Source organism: Mesorhizobium sp. M0715, from assembly GCF_040320355.1.
Taxonomy (GTDB): Bacteria; Pseudomonadota; Alphaproteobacteria; order Rhizobiales; family Rhizobiaceae; genus Mesorhizobium.
Genome location: NZ_JAMYPL010000014.1, coordinates 41,572 through 63,474, shown reverse-complemented (window position 1 = coordinate 63,474; position 21,903 = coordinate 41,572). Strand labels below are relative to the sequence as shown.

Here is a 21,903-nt window from a genome sequence, read left to right as displayed (position 1 = left end):
CATGGCTGACGCGGTCGACAAGGATTCGAAAACCGAAGAGGCGACGGAAAAGAAGATCCGCGACACCGTCGAACAGGGCAAACTGCCCCATTCGCGGGAGACAGCGCTCTTTGCCTCGTTCGTTGCCATACTGGTGTTCACCGTCTTCTACGCCAAGGATGCGATCATTGATCTCGGCATGTTCCTGTCGATGTTCCTGGAGAAGCCGGAAGCCTGGCCGATGGACACGGAGACCGACGTCATCGCGCTCTACAAAATCGTCCTCCTCGAGGTTGGCCGCGCCGTCCTGAGCCTGATGGTGCTGCTGACCGTCGCCGGCGTCGGCGCCTCGGTGTTCCAGAACATGCCGCAATTCGTAGGCGAGCGGGTCCGGCCGCAACTCTCGCGCATTTCGATCGCCAAGGGGTGGAACAGGCTGTTCGGCATCCAGGGTTGGGTCGAGTTCCTGAAGTCACTCGGCAAGGTCGGGTTTGCCATCGTCGTGCTGAGCTTCACGCTGTCGGAAGACCACCGAAAGCTGCTCGCCGGGATGATCACCAATCCGGTCGCCTTCGGTCTCGTCATCCGCGGCATCGCCGTCGACATCCTGGTGGCGATCGTCTTCGTCATGGGGCTGATCGCGGCAATCGACATCGTCTGGTCGCGCTTCCACTGGAAGCAGGATCTGCGCATGAGCAAGCAGGAGGTCAAGGACGAGTTCAAACAGTCCGAGGGCGACCCGATCGTCAAGTCGCGGCTGCGCTCGCTGGCGCGCGACCGGGCGCGCAAGCGGATGATGACGGCGGTGCCGCGCGCGACGCTGATCATCGCCAACCCAACGCACTTCTCGATCGCGCTGAAATATGTGCGCGACGAGGACTCGGCACCCATGGTGCTGGCCAAGGGCCAGGATCTGGTGGCGCTGAAAATCCGAGAGATCGCGCGGGAACACAACATCCCGGTCTTCGAGGACGTGGCGCTCGCCCGCTCCATGTACAAGCAAGTTTCGGTCGATAGTGTGATCCCATCACAATTCTACCAGGCCGTCGCCGAACTGGTGCGGATCGTCTACTCGAAAAAGGCTGAGCGCAGACAGATTTCATGAACCGGCAACCGCACGCAAAATCCCGCGAGATCATCGTCGCCAGCGCCATCGAGCAGGTGGTGGGGGAACTCAGGCTGATCGATGTCGCCGACTACATCGCCTTTATCCGGCTGGAGCATTTCGCGTGCCTGTCGGACCTGGTCGATTCAGCGGTTGAGTTGTTCTTCATGCCGGGCACTCTACGGCTCGGCCATGGTGGTGAGGCGCATGTCGACTGGAGCGGCAGCCCGCGCATCGTGCTCGATCTGGAACTGAGGCCGCCCGGCGTCACCGTCTATTTCCAGCTGACGCTGAGCGAGCTCGGCGCATCGGTGGCGGTCAACTACGTGTCGTTCGAGAAGCCGGGCGAAGACCCGGAGCACAATACGGCGCTGCTCGAGGCGGTGATCGAACAGGCGCGTATCCGCAAGGTCGAGCCGCTCGCCTATCGCTGACCGTCGGTCGCCTTTCGAAGCGCTGTCGAATTCCCCTATTCGATCAAGCCCAGCCGCAGCGCCTTGGCAACGGCCTGGTTGCGATTGACGGCGTTGAGCTTCTGGGTCGACTGGGTCAGATACTGGTTGGCGGTGTGCACCGACAGTTTCAGGAGCCGCGCGATCTCCTCGCTGGTGTTGCCGTTGGCGGTCAGCTTCAGGCATTCGAGTTCGCGCTTGGAGATTGCGCGCATGCGGCCGGTATCGCCCGGACGGATGCGGGCGACGGCGGCGAACAGCGAAAAGCAGCGGGCGTGTATTTCGTAGAGCGCATCCTGCTGCATGGTCATCTCCGAGCCGAGGAACACGACAAGGCCGCATTGGCCGCGGTCGGCGTGAACGGGAAAAGCGATGCCGCTGGTTCCGGGCACCAGCGCCGCCATCTGCTCGGTCCAGGTGAGATCGCCAAACAGCTCCGCCATGGCAGGGACGCCGTCATCCGTCCACCAGCGCGGTTCGGTCGAGATGCGGGTGTGGCGCACGATCTCCTCGCCGTTGGCGCCTGAGATGAACTTGGTCGCCACGGCAATGCCGGGATAGTCGGAATCAAAGCATGGGACTAGCCGCGCCCGCTCGGGCGAGGGGCTTACGAAGAAGAGGCCGAAAGCCGAGGCGTTCATGTCAACGGCGATCCAGCGGCAGCGGCGCACGGCATCGGGAATGGTGACCGCGTGATGGGTTTCGGAGCCAAGGGTGAAGGCTCCGAACGGGTTGCGCTGCTCGTTGAAAAGGGCTTCGGCCGTTTCCTTGATATCGGCGTGTTTCAAATGATGCCGCTCCTGATCGCCGTGGCGATGGCCATCGCGCGGTTGCTGGCCGCGAATTTCTGGATGGCGTGGGTGATGTAGCTGTTGACGGTGTTGGAGGAGACGCCAAGGATGACGGCGACCTCGTCGGTGGTCTTGCCTTCGGAAACCCAGAACAGGCATTCGCGCTCGCGATCCGACAACGGATCCTGCATGGCGGCAGCGGCAATGAGTTGCGGGATGTGCGAGAGCGCGTAGCAGCATTTCAGCTGCGCCCGCATCAGCGCCGGCTGGTCGATGCTGCCGGCGGTCGCCGCAGAGAACAGGGCGAACAGGCGCTGGCGACCGACATTGAGGCGCAGCGAATAGATTTCGGCATGGCCGAGCACGTCGAGAAGGCGGGCTTCCTCGCCGGTGATCAATCCGTCTGTTTCTGGTGCTCGGGATGCCACCAGCGGCTGTGGGCGGATGCCCGGCGCGACGGTGAGCGCGCCTTGCGCAAGCCCGGCGATCAGCCGCTTGCCGATCAGTTCGATGGCATCGAAAATCCAGTTGGAGGAGACGATGCGCGCATCGTTGCGGTCCTGGTCGTGGACAATGGCGACCAGCATGTAGCTGTCGGCGCCGATCTCGGCGGTCAGTTGCATGAAAAAGCTGGTGAGATCGCCGCGCGACGTCAGGCGCGAGCCCAATGTGTCGGATTGAAGAAGTGCGGCGGGACTGCTCATTCTTGTTGCTTTTGGCCGGAATCGTTTCTGCTGTCCGGATGCTGGAAGCCAGCCGCCGAACCCGAATACGCATTACTTTGACGAAGACACACGCGTGGCGCAGGGCTGCGCCGAACCAAATCCCGAATCCATTCAGGGAACGCGAAGCCGTCCGCGTCTGGTGCCGGAAAAGCTCCGGAACAAGAGACTTTGGGTGGTCGCCGCGCCCCCCGAGGACCGGCTGATTCGGGTCTAATCTACCCGCAGTTGAATCTGACATCAAACGCGATTTGACAAAATCGAATCCGATGGACTCAGGTGCGACTCAGAGGTCGGTTTTCGCGCCTTGGACAGAAGACCGGGACGCGAAAGTCTTCGCCGGCCCTCTCGGCGGCTGGTCGATTTCGCCAGGCTCGGGAGCATTGAACAGATGGGCGCGCCGGTTGCTGTGCCGAAGGCTGGTGCCTTGGCCCGATAGTGGGAACCGGGCGATGTTGCCGCCCGGTCCCGGTGGTCCTTTGCTATGCCTGTCGTTGTCCCAAAATCGCTAGATGCTCCTGAACGACAGGCATTTACCGATCCTCGAACCCGGTCAGCACGCCGACCGCGTTGATGCCGATCTCCTCGACGGCATAGCCGCCTTCCATGACGAACAGCGTCGGCAGGCCGAGCCTGGCGATGCGGCGGCCGATCTTGGGATAATCAGATGTCTTCAGCTTGAACTGGCTGATCGGGTCCTTCTCGAACGTATCGACACCCAGCGAGACGATGACGACATCCGGTGCATAAGCGGTGAGCCTGGCGCAGGCATCCTCGAGCGAGGCGTTCCATGCATCCCAGTCGGTGCCGAAGGGCATCGGATAGTTGATGTTGAAGCCTTCGCCTTCGCCGGCGCCGCGTTCGTCGGCATGGCCGAGGAAGAACGGGTACTCGACCATCGGATCGCCATGCAGATTGAGCACCTGCACGTCGGCACGGTCGTAGAATATCTCCTGCGTGCCGTTGCCGTGGTGATAGTCGACATCGAGGATCGAGATGCGTTTGGCGCCCTGGTCGCGGAACCATTGCGCGGCGACGGCGGCGTTGTTGATGTAGCAATAGCCGCCCATGAAGCCAGCCCCGGCATGGTGGCCGGGCGGACGGCAGAGCGCGAAGGCGGAAGCCTCGCCATCCTTGACCAGGCCGGCGGCGGTCAGCGCCACGTCGTAGGAAGACTTGATCGCCGCCCATGTGCCTTCGACGAAGGTGGCGCCGGCATCGAAGGAATAATAGCCCAGTAGCGCGTCGATGCGTTTTGGCGGCACATCGCCGCGCAGGCCGCGCGTCGGCCAGGTGAAGGGCATCGCCGTGCCCGTGAGGCCTGCTTCCAGCCATTTCGGCCAGACCGTCGGGAGAAAGTCAATATAGTCTGATTTGTGGATGCGCTTGGCGGCGGCGAGGTCATGTTCGTGCGGCGCGATGATGGGACCCAGTTTCTCGCTTTCGACCCGTGCCTTGATGAATTCGGCCCTCGATGGCTTTTCGAAACCCGGCACGATGGCCGATGTGACCAGTTCCATTTGGCCGGCATGGCCGGCGTGCAGGGGGGAGAAAACAGTCTTCATAAATTCCTCTCGAAGTGTGAAATCAGTCAAGATTCAAGATTGAGATAAGGGCTCACCAGGGCGAGCCACATTCTTTCCACATCGTCCTCGATGAGGTCGTATGTCTTGCGGTCCCTTTTCAGCCCCACAAGCCGGCAGGCGTGCCCGACGTCCATCATCAGCACGCCGAGCCGGCTGGCGATCTTGTCTTCAAGCGCCGGGTTCACATGCTGCAGCCATGCGGCGTAGAGGGCGATGATCTGCTCGTCATATTCGTCCTGGATCGGCCTGAGGTCGGCATTGCCTGAAATAGCCTCGATCACCGGCATCAGGGTGGCGTTTTCGAGATAAATCCTGGAGGTATCGGTGAAGAGCCTGCGCACTTCGCGCCGAAACTCTTCACGGTTGGTGGGCGGGGCGACCTTGATACGCTTGGCGATCACCTCGGGAAAGGATGACAGCCAGCGCCGGGCGAGGTCCAGAAGAATGGCTTCCTTGTTGGGAAAGTATTGGTAGATCGAACCAACCGACAAGCCTGCGCGCTGCGCAATGGCGAGCGTCGTCGGCGTCTTGGTTCCTTGCTCGCGCGTCAAGACCAGCGCTGCGTCGAGAATCCGGTCGACCACCTTGCTGGAGCGTTGTTGCCGCGGCTGTTTGCGCGGTTCGAGCGCTATCCTGGTTTTGCGGTCGAGACTGCGCTTCACCGTCCGATGTCCTCGTTCCCCGCCTGGTCTCAACATGGTGGGAGCTTGCTGTCCACAATACATTCCAGATTCGGTATGTTGACAAACGCGAATAATCAGTCGCATTCTTTATCCACGCTGCCTCTTGGGATGACAAGGGGAATTTCCAAGACAGCGCGCTGGCATTCTTTTTCGTCCCATGGCGCCGCTCCGGTGGAGTGGCAGGTCGTTGGACATGAGGGGTTGTCGGTCCCAGTCAGTCGTCAAAAGCGCGGAGTCGCGATGTCTGTCACAGGTGCGGGTCACAATGCGGATCTGATCGTCATCAACGGTCGTGTACGGACCATGGACGACGACAATCCCGCCGCCGAAGCCGTCGCCGTCAAGGACGGCGCCATCATCGCCATCGGCAGCCGCGCCTCCATCGAAGAGTTCAAGGGACCGACCACCAAGGTGATCGACGCCAAGGGCGGTTCGGTGGTCCCGGGGTTCATCGAAGCCCATATGCATCTGTTTTCGGGCGGGGCTGAACTTGCCCACCTTCAACTCACCGGTATTCATGGCCTCGAGGCGCTGCAGAAGGCGATCCGCGACTATGCGCCGACCCGGCCCGACGCGAAGATGCTGGTCGGCCAAGGCGTCGACTACACCGTGCTCGGCAGCGAGCGCGTGACGCGCCATCACCTCGACGCCATTTTGCCCGATCGCCCGTTCTGCATGGCGGCGCCCGACCATCACACCATGTGGGCCAACACCAAGGCGCTGGAAATGGCCGGCATCCTGCAGGGGTGCACGCTCGGCCCTGGCAATGAGATCGTCATGGGTGACGATGGACTGGCCGCCGGCGAATTGCGCGAAGGCGAGGCCTTTGGTCCGGTGCTCGATCTTGCCGGCGAAGGCCGGGTTCGGCTGGGGCTGTCGACCGGCGGCGAGCCGGACCCGATGCCGACGGCGGCGGAGCGGGACGCCGACCGCGACATCATGCGGCGCGGGCTCGCCTGGTGCGCCCGCCACGGCATCACCTCGATCCAGAACATGGACGGCAATCTCTATCAGCTTGAGCTGCTGGCCGAGATCGACGCCGAGGAAGGCTTGCCCTGCCGCGTCAAGATCCCGTTCCACTACAAGAATTTCATGACGCTCGACATGCTCGACAAGGCGTCCGATATGGCCGAACGCTACAACAGCGAATGGCTGTCGTCGGGCATGGTCAAGGTGTTCTACGACGGCGTTCTCGATTCCTGGACAGCTGTCATGGTCGAGCCATACGCCGATCGGCTCGACTGGGTGGGCGAGCCGCTGTTCACGCCGCAACAATTCATCGATCTGGCCGTCGCGGTCGACAGACGCGGGTTGCAGATCGCCGTGCACTCGATCGGCGACGGCGCGGTGCGCGCGGTGCTCGACGGTTATGAGGCGGCGCAGAAGGCGAACGGCAAGCGCGACAGCCGTCACCGTGTCGAGCACATCGAGGTCACCACCACGGCTGATGTGCCGCGTTTCGCCGAACTCGGCGTCATTGCCTCCATGCAACCGCCGCATCCGCCCGGCGCCATGGATTTTCCGTTGGAGCCGACAGTGTCTCGCATCGGGCCGGCGCGCTGGCCGCTGAGCTATGCCTGGCGGACCTTGAAGGATGCCGGCGCGCATGTCGTCTTCGCATCCGATTGGCCGGTGTCGCCGATCGATCCGATCCTGGGCATTCAGGCGGCAGTGTTGCGCAAACCGTGGGCAGAAAGCGACCCGGACCAGAGTTTCTCACTGCATGAAGCGATCGCCGGTTACACGATCGAGGGCGCCTACGCCGAATTCGCCGAGCACCGCAAGGGCACGCTGAAATCAGGCTACATGGCCGATCTGGTGGTTTTGTCGATGGATATCGAGAACACCGCCCCGGCCGACCTGCACAAGGTGCGGCCGGTGACGACGATTTGCGGCGGCAAGGTCACCTATCAGGCCTGACTATGGCATGGGGCTTGCAGGCCTCAATGACTGATTGAACTGTGACCCAATGCCGGGCTTGCCAACCCACCGGCCATGTGGTCACATCGAACAGGGGAAGAGCTCCGCCAGCAAGAGCGGGGTCAACAGTGAGGCGTAATCGTGCCGGACAAACCGGATCGGAATGCGATTGAAGTAGTAAACGTCAGCAAAATTTTCGGATCAGGTGAGGGGCAGGTAGCTGCCCTCGACACGGTCTCGGTATCTATCCGGGAGAACGAATTCTTCACGTTGCTGGGGCCATCCGGCTGCGGCAAGACGACATTGCTCAGGCTGATCGCCGGCTTCGACTTTCCAACCGCCGGTGAAATCCTGCTCTACGGCCAGGACATCGCGCCGCTGCCGCCCTTCAAGCGGCCGGTTAACACCGTTTTCCAGTCCTATGCGCTGTTCCCGCACATGACGGTCGCCGACAATATCGGCTTTGGCCTGGAAATGCTGGGCAAGCCGAAGGCGGAGATCAAGGCGCGCGTCGCCGAGATGCTGAAGCTGGTCAAGATGGAGGCACTCGCTGGTCGTCGCACCAGCCAGATCTCCGGCGGCCAGCAGCAGCGCGTGGCTTTGGCCCGCGCTTTGGCGCCGCAGCCGAAGGTGCTTTTGCTCGATGAGCCGCTGTCGGCGCTTGACTACAAGCTGCGCAAGGAGATGCAGATCGAGTTGAAACGGCTGCAGCACGAGACCGGTATCACCTTCATCTTCGTCACCCACGACCAGGAAGAAGCGCTGACCATGTCAGACCGCATCGCGGTGATGTCATCGGGCAAGATCCTGCAGGTCGGTTCGCCCTGGGATATCTACGACAAGCCGGCGGAGCGCTTCGTCGCCGACTTCATCGGTGAAACCAACTTCCTCACCGCCGCCATCAGCGAGATGGCCAACGGCAAGGCGCGCGCCACGCTCAAATCCGGTGCGACCATCGAGGCGACCGTGGCCCAGGGTTTCCAGCCCAAATCCAACGCCACGGTGGTGGTTCGGCCCGAACACGCCAAGCTGACCAAGGCCAAGGGCGAACTGTCGGGGACGGTCGAAAACATCGTCTATTTCGGCACCGACACCCACATCCATGTTCATCTCGACAGTGGCGAACTCTTCACCGTACGCCAGCAGAACACGCGCAGCGCGGGCTGCGGTTTCGAGAAGGGCGACGCAGTCGGCATCCTCATCGGCAGCGATGCCGCTCAGGTCCTGAAGGACTGACGATGGCGACCGCGGAAGAAGTCGCCAAGGCAGCGGAGCGGCGCGATGTCCGTGACCGCTGGCTTTTGTCAGCGCCAGCGCTGCTGGTCATTTTCCTCGCCGCGACCGGCCCCTTGCTGATCGTGCTCGTCTACTCGTTCCTGACGCCAGGCTCCTATGGCGACGTGAAGTGGCAGTTCTCGCCGGAAGCCTGGACATCGGTGTTTCTGGAACGCGATATCTTCGACGACACGCTTTCGATCGCCGCCGCCCACGTCACCATCTTCCTGCGCTCGATCAAGCTCTCGGTGGTGACGACGATCGCCACTTTGGTGCTTGGTTTCCCGACCGCCTATTTCATGGCGACGCGCAGCGAAAAGACCCGCGATCTCTGGCTGTTCCTGATCACCATTCCGTTCTGGACCAACCTCCTGATCCGCACCTTCGCGGTGCTGCAGATCATCCGCAACGAAGGCATCATCAACACGATCCTGCTCAAGCTCGGCATCATCTCGGCGCCCATCCAGATACTCTACACCGACACGGCGATCCTGATAGGCATGGCCTATGTCTACCTGCCGCTGATGGTGCTGCCGATCTATGCCAGCATGGAAAAGCTCGATTTCCGGTTGGTCGAGGCGGGGTACGACCTTTACGCGTCGCGCTTCCAGGTGCTGCGGCGGATCATCTTTCCGCTGGTCAAGCCGGGTGTCATCGCCGGCTCCATACTGGTCTTCATTCCAGCACTTGGCGCCTATGTGACACCGAGCGTTCTTGGCGGCGGCAAGAACATGATGCTGTCCAACCTGATCGAATTGCAGTTCGGGCAGGGTCGCAACTGGCCACTCGGCTCGGCGCTGTCGATCGCCGTCATGATCATCGTCATGGTGGCGCTGCTTGCCTATGTGCGCAATGCCGGAAGATCGGGGGTGCGTCATGGCTAAGAACTTTTCCATCAAGCACCAGCCAGGATTCACCGCGATCGCCGCGACCTGCTTTATCGTGCTGTATCTGCCGATCATCGTGCTGGTCATCTATGCCTTCAACGCGGCGAGCTCGACCTCCGAATGGGGCGGCTTTTCGCTGAAATGGTTTCAGTCGGCATGGCAGAACACGCAGGTCGTCGATGCCACGCTGCGTTCCTTCCAGATTGGCTCCATCGCGGCGGTGCTCTCCACGATCTTTGCCACCATGGCGGCGCTCGCCACCACCCGCACCGCGCCCTATCCCGGCCTCACCTTCAAATATGCGGCGATCAACCAGCCGCTGATGGTGCCCGAGATCGTCACCGGCGTGGCGCTGCTGATCTTCTTCTCGCGCATCAAGATCTTCACCGGCTATTCCGGCATCGGCTATCTGGTCGCCGCGCACACGGCGTTCTGCATTCCCTTTGCCTATTTGCCGATCCGGGCGCGGCTTGAGAATATGGACCTGACGCTGGAGCGTGCCGCAGCCGACCTCTACGCGACGCCCTGGAAGGCTTTCCGGCGCATCACGCTGCCGCTTCTGTGGCCTGGCATCCTGGCCGGGCTGATGCTGGCCTTCGTCATCTCGCTCGACGACGTCGTCATCACCGAGTTCGTCAAATCAGGCGGCCAGGACACGCTGCCCACCTACATGCTCGGCCAGATCCGCCGCGGCATCACACCCGAGATCAACGCGATATCGACCGCCTTCCTGCTGCTTTCGGTCGCGATCGTCACGTTGTTTTTCTTCGTCAGCAGGAAACGAGACTGAACCGAAAAATGGGAGTTAAAACCATGAACTGGAAGACAACAGCAACCGCCATGGGGTTGGCGTTGCTCGCCTCGACGGGCCTGGCCCGCGCCGACGGCGTGCTCAACATCTACAATTGGGGCAACTACACCAGCCCCGACGTGATCAAGAAGTTCGAGGCCAAATACAACGTCAAAGTGACCATCACCGACTACGATTCCAACGACACCGCGCTGGCCAAGGTTCGCCAGGGAGGCACCGGCTTCGACATTGCGGTGCCGTCGCAGACCTACGTGCCGATCTGGATCAAGGAAGGCCTCATCCAGGAGACCGATCCTGGCAAGATGGAAAACTTCAAGAACGTGGCGCCGGAATGGGCCAATCCCGATTTCGATCCGGGTCGCAAATACAGTGTTCCATGGGCGTGGGGCACGATCGGCGTGGTCGTCAACACCGATGCCTACAAGGGGCCGGCCGATAGCTGGGGTATCATCTTCAACACGCCTGACGAGCTCAAGGGCAAGGTCAATGTCGTTCCGGAGATGGGCGATGTGATGTTCGCCGCGATCAAGTATGTCGGCGGCCAGCAATGCACCGACGACAAGGCGGTGCTGAAGAAGGTGCGCGACCTGTTGGTGGCGGCCAAGCCGAACTGGATCGCGATGGAATACAACACCATCGAGAAGATGGGCGCCGGCGACTTCAAGGCGACCAGCGATTGGAACGGCTCGGCGCTGCGCCAGCGACTGGCCAACCCGGCCATCCACTACAACTATCCGAAAGAAGGCTTCGGCCTGTGGAGCGACAACGTCGTCGTTCTTAAGGAAGCCAAGAACGTCGAGAACGCCAAGCTTTTCCAGAACTTCATCATGGACCCGGAAAACGCGGCAGGTCTCTCGGCCTTCCATCGCTACGCCAATGCCATCACCGGCTCGGACAAGTACATGCCGGCCGACATGAAGGACGCGCCCGAAGTCATCATTCCGGCCGCGGACAAGCCACGTGGCGAGCTGCAGCAGATGTGCTCGCCGGAGACCCAGGAAATTTACACCAAGATCTGGACCGAGTTGCAGAAATAAACTGGGTTCGACGGACCCGGCGGCACACGCCGCCGGGTCCGTTTCATGTTCAAGGGACTCGGCCGTCATGGACTCCTATCGCAATTCCGATCCGCGGCCGCCGATCATGCAGGGCTCGCCGCCCGCCATGGTACCGCCGAAGCTCGACTGGGACCGGCCGCCGTGGAACCGCTGGGCGTTCCAGCACATCCGTGAAATTCTGCCGACCGCCGAAGTCTGGCGCGGCAATGGCCATCGCCACCGCTTCGAACGCGCCGAGGCCGATCTCGACGGGCTGGCGGTCGAGGACAGCGAGGGCATAACGACGACGCTCGCCGGGCTGCTCGACGAGACCTATACGGACGGCTTTCTGGTGCTCAAGGACGGCAAGGTCGCCTATGAGCGCTATTTCAACGGCATGGATGAGCGCACGCTGCACCTGTCGCAGTCGATGGCGAAGTCCGTTACCGGTTCGGTGTTCGGCATACTGGTTGGGCGCGGCCTGATCGATCCCGCCAGACTGGTAACAGACTACCTGCCGGAACTCGGCGTTACCGGCTGGACCGGCGCCAGCGTCCAGCATGTGCTGGACATGACCAGCGGCGTCCGTTTCTCAGAGGAATATACCGACCGCTATTCCGACATCGGCCAGGTCGATGTCGCCACCGGCTGGAAGCCGGTGCCGCCGGACAGCGATCCGGCCTTTCGTTGGCCCTCGCACATGTTCGAGCTGATCCTCGGCTTGAAGGACACGATCCGCCCGCACGGGGCTCAATTCGAATACCGCTCGATCGAGACCGACGTGCTTGCCTTCATCATGGAACGGGTGACGGGCAAACGGCTTCCGCAGCTGGTTTCGGAAGAACTCTGGCAAAAGCTCGGCGCTGATGAAAGCGCCTGCTTCACGGTCGATAGCGCCGGCTATGCGGTGGCGGATGGCGGCTTCAACGCGACGCTGCGCGACTATGGCCGCTTCGGCCAGCTGATCCTCGACAATGGTGGCGGCGTCGTGCCGGCCGGCTGGGTCGAGGCGACGCGCAACGGCAGGCATGGGCCGGACTTCAGCCCCAGCCTGCCGGAGGGCAGCTATCGCAACCAGTTCTGGATCGAGGACCCGCGCTCGCGCGCACTGATGTGCCGCGGCGTGTTCGGTCAGATGATCCATATCGACTGGAACACCGGAATGGTCGTGGTGAAGCTTTCGACCTGGCCGGATTTCGCCAATGGTGCCTATTCCATAGCGACGCTGAAGGCCGTGCACGCTATCGCCACGGCACTTCGCTGAGCCCCCACAAAGAAGAAACGACCCGGAAGGAAACGCCATGACCGGCAAGACCGTGTTCGAGACCCGCTATGGCTTCCGGCGCCACCAGGTGGTGCTCGCCAACTGGCGCGAGAACCCGTTCAACCGGTGGTCGTTCCAGAATCTCGGCGAACTGGTGCCGACCGCCCGCGTGGCGGCGGCGTCGGGGGTTGTCGAAACCCCCGTGCGCGATATGGGCGGCCTGCTCGGCGAAAAGGTCGCGATCGCCGGCGCACCGGAGACGGTGGCTGAATTTCTCGCACGTTCGAGCACCGACGCGCTGACGGTGATGAAAGGCGGCAAGATCGTCGGCGACTGGTTCGCCCCGCATATGGATTTCGGCGCTCGCCACATCATCTTCTCGATCAGCAAGTCGGTGACAGCCATCATCGCTGGCATATTGCAAGGCGAGGGGGTGTTCGACCCGGAAGCGCCGGTGACGGCCTACATCCCTGAAGCCGCCGGCTCTGCCTATGGCGATGCGAGCGTGCGGCATGTGCTCGACATGAGCGTCAGCCTCGATTTCGAGGAGGCCTATCTCGATCCGGAGAGCGCTTTCGCCCGCTATCGTCGCGCCACGCTGTGGAATCCGGGCGGCGGCACGGAGAGCCTGCGCGAATTCATTTTGACCTTGCAACGCCTTGCAGAGCCGCACGGCCAGACCTTCCGCTACCGCTCGCCGAATTCCGACCTGCTCGGCCTGCTGCTCGAGCGCGCGTCGGGCCAGCGGTTCACCGACCTGATGCGCGAGAAGCTGTGGCTGCCGCTCGGCGCTGTCAGCGAAGCCTCGATCGGCGTCGACATGGAAGGCACGGCGCGCACTGCCGGCGGCATTTCGGTGACGCCGCGCGACCTGGCGCGTGTTGGCGAGATGATGCGGCAAGGCGGGGTGGCCAATGGCCGCCGCATCGTGCCCGAGGTGTGGGTACGCGACACGACCAGCACTGGCGGCAGTGCAGACGCCTGGCAGCGCGGTGCGATGCTACCACTGTTTCCCGAAGGTCGTTACCGGAACAAATGGTACCAGACCGGTTTGCCGAGCGGCGCCTATTGCGGCATCGGCATCCATGGTCAGTGGCTGTATGTCGATCCCAGGACCGAAGTGGTGATCGCCAAGATGTCGTCGCAGCCCGAGCCGGTCGACGATCCGCTCGATGTCGAGATCGTCGCCTTCTTCGAGGCGCTGAGCCGCATGGTCTAGACTGGGCCCGAGCCGCCACATTAGCGCACGCTTTCCTGTGGACCCGCCGGGCTGATCAAAGCGCGGCGGTTGGCGGGCCGGACGTCTGCGCCTATGGTCGCCGCTCTTTGGGTGAGAGCAGGTACGACATGGCATCCGACATCAAGCGCATTGCAGCCATCATCGCGGCCGAGATCAGCGCGCGGCCCGAACAGGCGGCCGCGGCGATCGAACTGCTGGACGAGGGCGCGACAGTGCCGTTCGTGGCGCGCTACCGCAAGGAAGTCACCGGCGGGCTCGACGACACGCAATTGCGTGACCTTGCCGAACGGCTTGCCTATCTGCGCGAGCTCGACGCGCGCCGCGACACCATCCTTGGCTCGATCCGCGAACAGGGCAAGCTGACCGAGGAGCTTGAAGGCAAGATCGCCGCCGCCAGCACCAAGGCGGAATTGGAAGATATCTATCTGCCCTACAAGCCCAAGCGCCGCACGAAGGCTGAAATCGCCAGGGAGCGCGGGCTGGGCCCGCTGGCTGAAGCTATCCTGGCGAATCGCGCGCTGGTGCCGGCCGAACTGGCGCTGGCCTATCTGACCGAAGAGGTGGTCGACGCCAAGGCGGCGCTCGACGGCGCGCGCGACATCCTGTCGGAACAGTTCGCCGAGAATGCCGATCTGGTCGGCAAATTGCGGACCTACATGAAGGAACGCGCCTTCATGCGGGCCAGGGTGGTCGACGGCAAACAGGAGGCCGGCGCGAAGTTCTCCGATTATTTCGACCATGTCGAGCGCTGGACAAATGTGCCGAGCCATCGCGCGCTGGCGATGCTGCGCGGCCGCAACGAGGAAGTGCTGTCGCTCGACATCGAGGTCGATGCCGATGATACGTCGCCGGTGAAGCCGGTCGAGCGGATGATCGCCAACGCCTATGCTATAGGCGGCAATTTGCCGGGTGACAGATGGCTGATGGAGGTGGCGGGCTGGACCTGGCGCATAAAACTGTCGCTGCACCTGACGCTCGATTTGATGCGCGATCTGCGCGAGCGAGCCGAGGAAGAGGCGATCCATGTCTTTGCCCGCAATCTGAAGGATTTGCTGCTGGCGGCTCCTGCCGGTTCGCGCGCGACGATGGGGCTCGACCCCGGCATCCGCACAGGCGTCAAGGTGGCGGTGGTCGACGGCACCGGCAAGGTGCTGACAACGACGACGGTCTATCCGTTTCCGCCGAGGAACGATGTGCGCGGCACCCAGGCCGAACTCGCCAAGCTCATCCGCCTGCACAAGGTCGAGCTGATCTCGATCGGCAACGGCACTGGCAGCCGCGAGACGGAAAAGCTGGTGGCGGACATGCTGTCCGACATGCCGGCGGATGGTGGGCCGAAGCCCTTGAAAGTGATCGTCAGCGAGGCCGGCGCCTCGGTCTATTCGGCATCGGCGACGGCGGCGGCGGAATTCCCTGGTCTCGACGTGTCGTTGCGCGGCGCTGTGTCGATTGCCCGGCGGCTGCAGGATCCGCTGGCCGAACTGGTCAAGATCGAGCCCAAATCGATCGGCGTCGGCCAGTACCAGCATGATGTCGACCAGTACCGTCTCGGCCGCTCGCTGGAAGCGGTGGTGGAAGACGCGGTCAACGCCGTCGGCGTCGATCTCAACACCGCCTCGGCGCCGCTGCTGGCGCGCGTTTCAGGTCTCGGCGCGTCTCTGGCCGACGCGATCGTCGCGCATCGCGATGCGACCGGCCCCTTCGCCAGCCGCAAAGACCTGCTCAAGGTGCCGCGGCTCGGACCTCGCGCATTCGAACAATCCGCCGGCTTCCTGCGCATTGCCAATGGCAGCGAGCCGCTCGATGCCTCGTCGGTGCATCCGGAGGCCTATGGCGTGGCCAAGAAGATCGTCGCCGCCTGCGGGCGCGATGTGCGGTCGTTGATGGGCGATAGTGCCGCGCTGAAGGCACTCGACCCGCGCGTTTTCGTCGACGAGCGTTTCGGCTTGCCGACGGTACGCGATATCCTGGCAGAGCTGGAAAAGCCGGGCCGCGACCCACGTCCGGGCTTCAAGACGGCGACGTTTGCCGACGGCATCGACGATATCAAGGATCTGAAGCCCGGCATGCTGCTGGAAGGCACCGTCACCAATGTCGCCGCCTTCGGCGCCTTCGTCGACATCGGTGTCCATCAGGACGGGCTGGTGCATGTCTCGCAACTGGCCGACCGGTTCATCAAGGACGCGCATGAGGTCGTGAAGGCCGGCGATGTGGTCAAGGTGCGGGTCGTCGACGTCGACATCAAGCGCAAGCGCATCGCGCTTTCCATGCGCAAGGATGGTGGCGAAGGCGGCGCGTCGAAAGGTGGGCCGCGCGATACCGGAGGCGGCAGGCCGGCACCGCGTTCGCCGACGCCGCAGCGCCAGCCGGAAAGGCCGACGCAGCAAGGTGCGTTCGGCGCGGCGCTGGCCGATGCGCTGAAGCGAAAGTAGTTACCACGCCAGAACGGCCGGCTCCTTCTCGACATGTCTCAGCAGCCAGTCGCGAAAACTGGCGACCGGCGGATGGCCGCGCTTGTCGTGTGGGACGACGAGATAGTAGGCGCTGCGGCTTTGCATGGGCTGGCCTGGCGCCGGCACCAATTGGCCGCGCTGCAATTCGCCTGCAATGAGGATCAGCGGTAGCAGCGCCACACCGAGCCCCGCCATGCAGGCCTGGGCGGCGGTGCCGAACTGCTCGAACTGCATGCCGGGCCCCGTCGGTGCGCTCAGGCCCTGATGCTCGAACCATTCCGTCCACGCGCCAGGGCGCGTCGCCATATGCAGCAGCGGCAACTGGCCGATATCGGCCGGTGTGGCGATGGCGCGGCCGGCGAGGAATTCGGGCGATACCACCGGCGCCACCGTTTCGCGCACCAGCAGTGTCGAGTCGGCCTCCGGCCAGTCCGGCAGGCCATAGTGGATGGCGGCATCCAGCCTCTCCCTGGCGAAGTCGAAGCGGCCGACGCGGGTGACGAAGTTGATGGTGATGTCAGGGTTGTTTTCGACGAAATCGGGGATCATCGGCATCAGCCAGCGCGTGCCGAAGGTCGGCAATATGGCAAGGTTCAGGATGCCGCTATGCCGATTGCTCATCAATCCAAGGGCTGCGTCACGCAACTGGCCAAGTGCTGAACGCACCGCCTCGGCGTAGATTTCGCCCGATGTCGACAGCCTGACATTGCGGCTGTCGCGCTCGAATAGCCGGCGGCCGAACTGATCTTCCAGCAACCTGATCTGCCGGCTGACCGCGCCCTGGGTCAGATCGAGCTCCTGGGCGGCAGCGGTGAAACTGCCTAGCCGGGCCACAGCCTCGAAGGCGGCAAGGGCGCTTATGTTGGGCAAAAGGCGGCGCTGGACACTCATGATCCATTCCTAACGCTCATTGATCGGTGAATCAATTTCGTTTGATTTTTTCGAGGCGCAAGCCGATAGAACGGGCCAAGATTTTGCTTCATGCATGCCGTTATTTTGAGCGACATGCATTGTTTGGGAGAAACGCGATGGCCGCCGACAAGAACGCATTCGTCTGGGAAGATCCGTTCCTGATCGAGGGCCAGCTTTCGGAAGACGAGCGCATGGTGCGCGACGGTGCGGCCGCCTTCGCCGCCGACAGACTGGCGCCGCGAATCGAGGACGCCTACCTCAACGAGACATTCGACACCGCGATCTTCCGCGAAATGGGCGAGGCCGGCCTGCTCGGCATCAACATCCCCGAGGAATTCGGCGGGCTTGGCGCGAACTACGTCACCTATGGGCTGGTCGCGCGGGAAGTCGAACGTGTTGACTCGGGTTATCGCTCGATGATGTCAGTGCAGTCGTCTCTGGTGATGTATCCGATCTACGCCTATGGCTCGGACGAGCAGCGCAAGAAGTACCTGCCCAAGCTTGCCAGCGGCGAGTGGATCGGCTGTTTCGGCCTGACCGAGCCGGATGCCGGCTCCGATCCGGGCGGCATGAAGACACGCGCCGAGAGGACAGCCAACGGCTACAAGCTGTCCGGTTCGAAGATGTGGATTTCCAACGCGCCGGTCGCCGACGTGTTCGTCGTCTGGGCGAAGCTGAAGGGCGAGAACGGCAAGGACGAGATCCGTGGCTTCGTGCTGGAAAAGGGCATGGAGGGGCTTTCGGCGCCGAAGATCGGCGGCAAGCTGTCGCTGCGGGCGTCGATCACCGGCGAAGTGGTGATGGAAGGCGTGGAGGTCGGCGAGGACGCGCTGCTGCCCAACGCAAAGGGCCTTGGCGGACCGTTCGGATGCCTCAACCGGGCTCGCTTCGGCATTTCCTGGGGCTCGATGGGCGCCGCCGAGGATTGCTGGCACCGCGCCCGCCAATACGGGCTCGACCGCAAGCAGTTCGGCAAGCCGCTGGCCGGAACGCAGCTCTACCAGAAGAAGCTGGCGGATATGCAGACCGAGATCGCGCTTGGGCTGCAGGCATCATTGCGCGTCGGGCGGTTGCTCGATGAAGGCAAGATGGCGCCGGAAATGATCTCGATCGTCAAGCGCAACAATTGCGGCAAGGCGCTCGACATCGCCCGCCAGGCCCGCGACATGCATGGCGGTAACGGCATCCAGATCGGCTACCACGTCATGCGCCACGCGCAGAACCTGGAGACGGTCAACACCTATGAAGGCACGCATGACGTGCATGCGCTGATCCTGGGAAGGGCGCAGACGGGGATACAGGCGTTTTTCTGAGCCGGCAACCGTTGCTTAAATTAGGTGCACCGCAACATCTCTGCTTGGAGAATGGCGGCCTGATGTGTCAGGGTTCGGCGAAATCGTTGAAACGCTGAATTCCGGGGCTTCATGGCAATTCTGGCAGCCGTCTATCACCTGACCCATTACAAATACGACCGGCCGGTGGTTCTCGGGCCCCAGATCATCAGGCTGCAGCCGGCGCCGCATTCCCGCACCAAGGTGCTCAGTCATTCGCTCAAGGTCGAGCCGGCGAACCATTTCGTCAATCTGCAGCAGGATCCCTACGGCAACTTTCTTGCCCGCTTCGTCTTTCCCGAGCCGGTCACCGAACTGAAGATCGAGGTCGATCTCGTCGCCGACATGACGGTCTACAATCCGTTCGATTTCTTCGTCGAGCCGTCGGCCGAGGCGTTTCCGTTCGAGTATCCGGAAGAAATCCGCGACGATCTCGCCATCTATCGCACCCCGGAACCGGCGGGACCGCTGCTGTCGGCGCTGCTGAAGACCATCGATCGCAGCGCAGCCAACACCGTCAATTTCCTGGTCGACCTCAATGCGCGGCTGCAGCGCGAGATTGCCTATATCGTGCGCATGGAAACCGGGGTGTTCTCGCCGGAAGAGACCTTGGCCGCGAAAAAGGGGTCTTGCCGGGATTCGAGCTGGCTGCTGGTGCAGATCCTACGCAATCTCGGTATCGCGGCACGCTTCGTTTCCGGCTATCTGGTCCAGTTGAAGCCCGATCTGGTGGCGCTGGACGGTCCGCCGGGAACGGCGACAGACTTCACCGATCTGCATGCGTGGTGCGAGGTCTATCTTCCCGGCGCCGGCTGGATAGGCTTCGATCCGACCTCGGGCCTGCTCACCGGCGAGAGCCATGTGCCGCTGGCCGCCACGCCGCATTTCCGCAACGCGGCCCCGATTTCCGGCATGGCGAGCTTCGCCAATGTCGAATTCGGCTTCGAGATGCGGGTCGACCGCATCGCCGAGCATCCGCGCATCACCAAGCCGTTTTCGGACGAAAGCTGGCAGGCGCTCGACGCGTTGGGCAACAAGGTCGATGCAGCGCTTGCTGCCGGCGACGTGCGGCTGACGATGGGCGGCGAGCCGACTTTCGTGTCGATCGACGATTTCGAGTCGGCCGAGTGGAACACCGCCGCCGTCGGTCCCACCAAGCGTGAAAAGGCGGACGAACTGATCCGTAAACTGCGCGAGCGCTTCGCGCCCGGCGGCTTTCTCCATTACGGCCAGGGCAAATGGTATCCGGGCGAAAGCCTGCCGCGCTGGACCTTTTCGCTCTACTGGCGTGCCGACGGTCAGCCGGTGTGGAGCGATCCGTCGCTGATCGCACGCGAAAAGAGCGAGGCCGATATCGGCCCGAAGCAGGCCGAAAGCCTGCTCACCGCGATTGCCGGCGAACTCGGCATCGACAAGGCCATGGTCAGCGAAGCCTATGAGGATCCGGCCGAATGGCTGCTCAAGGAAGGCAAGCTGCCCGACAATGTCGATCCGTCCAACTCCAGGCTGGAGGATCCGGAAGAACGCAGCCGCATGGCGAAAGTGTTCGAACGCGGGCTGACCAAACCGTCCGGCTATGTGCTGCCCGTCCAGCGCTGGAACAGCCAGGCATCGGATCCGCGCTGGCGCTCGGAAAAATGGAAGACGCGGCGCGGCCGGCTGTTCCTGGTGCCAGGCGATTCACCGGTCGGCTACCGGCTGCCGCTCGGCACGTTGCCCTATGTGCCGCCCGAGCAATTCCCCTATATCGTACCGGTCGATCCGTCACTGCCGCGCGGCCCGCTGCCCGCGCGTGAAGCCATACTGGCCGGACCGGCTCCAGCCGAACTGGAAGGCGCCGACGAGATGGCGCGCCGCCAGCAAGCGGCATCGTTCACCGCTGCGAGCGGCCAGCAGGAACGGGTCGAGCAGGAGATCACCGAGATCGGCGGCGCTGTGCGCACCGCGCTTTCGGTCGAACCGCGCGACGGGCGGCTGTGCGTGTTCATGCCGCCTGTCGAGGCGCTGGAAGACTATCTCGAACTGGTCGCGGCGGCCGAGAACGCGGCAAAGGCGATCGGCCTTCCCGTGCATATCGAGGGCTACGGCCCGCCTCACGATCCGCGCCTCAACGTCATCCGCGTTGCGCCTGATCCCGGCGTCATCGAGGTCAACATCCATCCTGCTTCCAACTGGCAGGATTGCGTGGCGACGACGACGGCGATCTATGAGGAAGCGCGGCAGACACGGCTTGGCGCCGACAAGTTCATGATCGATGGGCGCCACACCGGCACCGGCGGCGGCAACCATGTCGTGGTCGGCGGTGCGACACCCAATGACAGCCCGTTCCTGCGAAGGCCGGACCTGTTGAAGAGCCTGGTGCTGCAATGGCAGCGCCATCCGTCGCTGTCCTATCTGTTCTCCGGCCTGTTCATCGGGCCGACCAGCCAGGCGCCACGCTTCGACGAAGCCCGTCACGACTCGCTCTACGAGCTTGAGATCGCGATGGCGCAGGTGCCGCATCCGGACCAGGGCAACGCACCCTTGCCATGGCTGGTCGACCGGCTGTTCCGCAATTTGTTGACCGACGTCACCGGCAATACGCATCGTTCGGAAATCTGCATCGACAAGCTGTTTTCGCCGGACGGACCGACCGGTCGGCTGGGGCTGGTCGAATTCCGCGGCTTCGAGATGCCGCCCAATGCACGCATGAGCCTCGCGCAGCAACTGCTTGTCAGGGCGATCATTGCCCGCGCGTGGAAAAGCCCGCTCGACGGCCGTTTCGTGCGCTGGGGCACATCGCTGCACGACCGCTTCATGCTGCCGCATCATGTCTGGGCCGATTTCCTCGACGTGCTCGACGACCTCAAGCTCAACGGCTTCGAATTCAGGCCCGAATGGTTCGACGCCCAGCTCGAATTCCGCTTCCCGTTCTGCGGCGAGGTTCAGCATGCCGGCATCAAGCTGGAGCTGCGCCAGGCGCTGGAGCCGTGGCATGTGATGGGCGAGCAAGGCGCGATCGGCGGCACCGTGCGCTTCGTCGATTCCTCGGTCGAACGGCTGCAGGTCAAGACCGAAGGGCTGAACCCGGAGCGCCACGCAGTCGTCTGCAACGGCCGCATCGTGCCGATGAAGGTCACTGACAATCGCGAAGTGGCGGTGGCGGGTGTCCGCTTCAAGGCCTGGCAGCCGGCATCGGGCCTGCATCCGGCGCTGCCGGTCAACACGCCACTGGTCTTCGACATCTATGACCGCTGGTCGGGACGTGCGGTCGGCGGCTGCGTCTATCATGTCGCCCATCCCGGCGGGCGCAATTACGACACCTTTCCGGTCAATGGCAACGAGGCGGAAGCTCGGCGGCTCGCCCGCTTCGAACCGCGCGGCCATACGCCATCCGCCTATGTGATCCGTGAAGAACAACCGGCGGAAGATTTCCCGATGACCCTTGACCTTCGGCGGCCGGCAAGACTCTGATC

17 protein-coding genes are annotated in these 21,903 nt (G+C 63.0%); 12 read left to right on the top strand and 5 right to left on the bottom strand.

What is annotated here, in order from left to right:
- The first annotated feature begins 1 nt into the window (after position 1).
- Together flhB and NKI21_RS17870 are read left to right on the top strand one after the other, a co-directional pair.
- The gene (gene flhB / locus NKI21_RS17875) at positions 2 to 1,084 is read left to right on the top strand and encodes a flagellar biosynthesis protein FlhB (protein ID WP_023809992.1); all 1,083 of its coding nucleotides are present in this window, start codon (positions 2 to 4) and stop codon (positions 1,082 to 1,084) included.
- The gene (locus NKI21_RS17870; RefSeq protein ID WP_127268991.1) at positions 1,081 to 1,518 is read left to right on the top strand and encodes a BspJ family T4SS effector nucleomodulin; all 438 of its coding nucleotides are present in this window, start codon (positions 1,081 to 1,083) and stop codon (positions 1,516 to 1,518) included. The genes flhB and NKI21_RS17870 overlap by 4 nt, the downstream gene beginning before the upstream one ends.
- A 35-nt stretch (positions 1,519 to 1,553) precedes the next feature.
- Here the strand turns inward: NKI21_RS17870 and NKI21_RS17865 are convergent, their stop codons facing one another.
- The 4 genes from NKI21_RS17865 to NKI21_RS17850 form a co-directional block, all read right to left on the bottom strand.
- Positions 1,554 to 2,324, bottom strand: coding sequence for a helix-turn-helix transcriptional regulator (locus NKI21_RS17865; RefSeq protein WP_128304927.1), 771 nt, complete (start codon positions 2,322 to 2,324; stop codon positions 1,554 to 1,556).
- Positions 2,321 to 3,031 carry a helix-turn-helix transcriptional regulator gene (locus NKI21_RS17860; RefSeq protein ID WP_128304928.1) on the bottom strand — a complete coding sequence of 237 codons (711 nt, stop codon included), beginning with the start codon at positions 3,029 to 3,031 and terminating at the stop codon, positions 2,321 to 2,323. Before NKI21_RS17860 ends, NKI21_RS17865 begins: the two co-directional genes overlap by 4 nt.
- A gap of 551 nt (positions 3,032 to 3,582) precedes the next feature.
- Positions 3,583 to 4,614 carry a histone deacetylase family protein gene (locus tag NKI21_RS17855; protein ID WP_352866584.1) on the bottom strand — a complete coding sequence of 344 codons (1,032 nt, stop codon included), beginning with the start codon at positions 4,612 to 4,614 and terminating at the stop codon, positions 3,583 to 3,585.
- 26 nt (positions 4,615 to 4,640) lie between these two features.
- Positions 4,641 to 5,402, bottom strand: a complete 762-nt coding sequence (locus NKI21_RS17850; RefSeq protein WP_352866581.1) for a TetR/AcrR family transcriptional regulator — start codon at positions 5,400 to 5,402, stop codon at positions 4,641 to 4,643.
- A 156-nt stretch (positions 5,403 to 5,558) separates the two neighbouring features.
- Here NKI21_RS17850 and NKI21_RS17845 point away from each other — a divergent pair, with 156 nt between their 5' ends.
- From NKI21_RS17845 to NKI21_RS17810, 8 genes are all read left to right on the top strand, one after another.
- Positions 5,559 to 7,238, top strand: coding sequence for an amidohydrolase (locus NKI21_RS17845; RefSeq protein ID WP_352866578.1), 1,680 nt, complete (start codon positions 5,559 to 5,561; stop codon positions 7,236 to 7,238).
- A gap of 141 nt (positions 7,239 to 7,379) precedes the next feature.
- Positions 7,380 to 8,474 carry an ABC transporter ATP-binding protein gene (locus NKI21_RS17840; protein ID WP_352441909.1) on the top strand — a complete coding sequence of 365 codons (1,095 nt, stop codon included), beginning with the start codon at positions 7,380 to 7,382 and terminating at the stop codon, positions 8,472 to 8,474.
- A 2-nt stretch (positions 8,475 to 8,476) separates the two neighbouring features.
- Positions 8,477 to 9,397: an ABC transporter permease gene (locus NKI21_RS17835; protein ID WP_352866573.1), complete on the top strand. Its 921-nt coding sequence runs from the start codon at positions 8,477 to 8,479 to the stop codon at positions 9,395 to 9,397.
- Positions 9,390 to 10,190: an ABC transporter permease gene (locus tag NKI21_RS17830; RefSeq protein ID WP_023809983.1), complete on the top strand. Its 801-nt coding sequence runs from the start codon at positions 9,390 to 9,392 to the stop codon at positions 10,188 to 10,190. Before NKI21_RS17835 ends, NKI21_RS17830 begins: the two co-directional genes overlap by 8 nt.
- Before the next feature lie 23 nt (positions 10,191 to 10,213).
- Positions 10,214 to 11,248, top strand: a complete 1,035-nt coding sequence (locus NKI21_RS17825; RefSeq protein ID WP_023809982.1) for an ABC transporter substrate-binding protein — start codon at positions 10,214 to 10,216, stop codon at positions 11,246 to 11,248.
- 67 nt (positions 11,249 to 11,315) lie between these two features.
- A complete protein-coding gene (locus NKI21_RS17820; RefSeq protein WP_352866569.1) occupies positions 11,316 to 12,512 on the top strand; it encodes a serine hydrolase domain-containing protein in 1,197 nt (398 codons plus the stop codon).
- A gap of 37 nt (positions 12,513 to 12,549) precedes the next feature.
- Complete coding sequence (locus NKI21_RS17815) at positions 12,550 to 13,731, top strand: serine hydrolase domain-containing protein (protein WP_352441913.1); 1,182 nt, start codon at positions 12,550 to 12,552, stop codon at positions 13,729 to 13,731.
- Between the two features lie 128 nt (positions 13,732 to 13,859).
- A complete protein-coding gene (locus NKI21_RS17810) occupies positions 13,860 to 16,184 on the top strand; it encodes a Tex family protein (RefSeq protein ID WP_352866565.1) in 2,325 nt (774 codons plus the stop codon).
- Here the strand turns inward: NKI21_RS17810 and NKI21_RS17805 are convergent, their stop codons facing one another.
- On the bottom strand, positions 16,185 to 17,096 hold the full coding sequence (locus NKI21_RS17805) for a LysR family transcriptional regulator (RefSeq protein WP_352866562.1): 912 nt from the start codon (positions 17,094 to 17,096) through the stop codon (positions 16,185 to 16,187). It abuts the gene before it with no gap.
- Between the two features lie 137 nt (positions 17,097 to 17,233).
- On the opposite strand from NKI21_RS17805, the gene NKI21_RS17800 reads away from it, so the two are divergent.
- Positions 17,234 to 18,430 (top strand): acyl-CoA dehydrogenase, encoded by a 1,197-nt coding sequence (locus tag NKI21_RS17800; protein WP_023809977.1) that lies wholly within the window; start codon positions 17,234 to 17,236, stop codon positions 18,428 to 18,430.
- 111 nt (positions 18,431 to 18,541) lie between these two features.
- Complete coding sequence (locus tag NKI21_RS17795; RefSeq protein ID WP_352866559.1) at positions 18,542 to 21,901, top strand: transglutaminase family protein; 3,360 nt, start codon at positions 18,542 to 18,544, stop codon at positions 21,899 to 21,901.
- The last annotated feature ends 2 nt before the right edge of the window (positions 21,902 to 21,903 follow it).